A 1353-nucleotide genomic window follows, 5' to 3' on the forward strand; every position below is an offset into this window, starting at 1 on the left:
GTATTCGTGATCTTGTCGAGGCGATCGAAATCTCGCAGATATTTCCGCGTTTCGCCGATGTTGCGGGGGTCATCGTCGTTTTCCGGTATTTTGTGGCCGGCAACAACCGCCTTCGGCTCAAGTGCTTCAAGCTTCTCAAGGGCACTGATCCATTGAAGCCTGCTCAGCGCGGTTGTCTCTGCGAGATAAGGGTGAATGCCGTTGTAGACGACGTCGCCTGCAACGATCAGGTCGATAGAAGGCACATGCAGGCTTGTAGAGCAGGCTGTGTCGGTCTGCCCCGTATTGACAGGGACGAGTTTGTGTCCCTCTAACTCCAATTCGTTTTCACCGAGTGGATCGGCCACCAGCAGCCGCTCGGGTATCCCGTCGGGGATACGCTTGCGCCAAAACCCATCGATCGATTCCGGTGACAGTTGCGCCTCCATCGCCTTGACAACTTCGGGTATCGCGACAGCCCTTGCGGTTGGAAAATGCTCCAGGATTGGCGCGAGGCCAAAAAAATGGTCGCCATGTCCGTGCGTGATATAGATCGCGGTCAGGTTCTTGCCGCTCGCGATTACCCATTTCAGCAATGTCAAGGATTGCTCGGTCGTCAGAAAAGTGTCGACGAGTACGGCATCCCGCTCGCCCGAGATAAGGGTCGACGAGTTCGCCACCCAAGCCCACCTCTCTTGCCCGGCAGGCAACTCACGACTAAGTCCTGGGCGCTTTACGGTAAGTACTTCCCAGGTCAGGGCGGCGCCTGAAGCCTCAACTGAGCTCATCTGATATCTCCGTGTTCATCAAAGGGTTCGCAAAGCGGTTGCAACCGCGTCGATATTGAGGTGCTGATTTCAACCAGTTTCCCAGTTGCCAACTTCTTCAGAAAGGAACTCCGCACAGTCGCACTTTCCGCGTGCACTATGGTGGCGTCAGCGACCAGCTGCAGATCGTATTGGCTGTTCGGCGGATCGCTGATGTGAATGTTGCCGGACAGGTGTCGAGGCGGCCATTGTTCGTCCGGATCAGCGGCTCACACGAATGGGTATCCGGACTATCCGTTGGTGTGAATGTTGAGGAGTGGTGCGTTCCGATCATTGCGGCTTGGCAAGCTTCGAGTCCGGTGAAGTGGTTGCCATGCATTCTGCCTTCCGGCGCTGTGCCCAAACTCAAAATTTGCGTCGGTAGGCGTGCTGAAGTGGCTTGGCTCCAATATGCCTGGCACGTCGTCATGGATGTAATCTCCGGGCACGAGTTGACGCATAAGCTGTTCGCTGATGCGAAGGAGCTGGGCATCGGCAGCGCCGAGATTGAGGACGATACCGGTAGCCTATTTGAAACCCTCCTCTAACTTACCTCCCGGCCTCACGC

General features: G+C 56.2%; 2 protein-coding genes. One reads left to right on the forward strand and one right to left on the reverse strand.

The genetic code is table 11. The annotated features are described in order from the left end of the window. On the reverse strand, positions 1-767 hold a 767-nt coding region (locus ACXJ7R_RS32885; RefSeq protein ID WP_457155435.1), incomplete at its 3' end, for an MBL fold metallo-hydrolase. A gap of 131 nt (positions 768-898) precedes the next feature. On the opposite strand from ACXJ7R_RS32885, the gene ACXJ7R_RS32890 reads away from it, so the two are divergent. Then, the gene (locus tag ACXJ7R_RS32890) at positions 899-1333 is read left to right on the forward strand and encodes a hypothetical protein (RefSeq protein WP_457155436.1); all 435 of its coding nucleotides are present in this window, start codon (positions 899-901) and stop codon (positions 1331-1333) included. The last annotated feature ends 20 nt before the right edge of the window (positions 1334-1353 follow it).

This window comes from Mesorhizobium sp. P5_C1 (genome assembly GCF_054049815.1).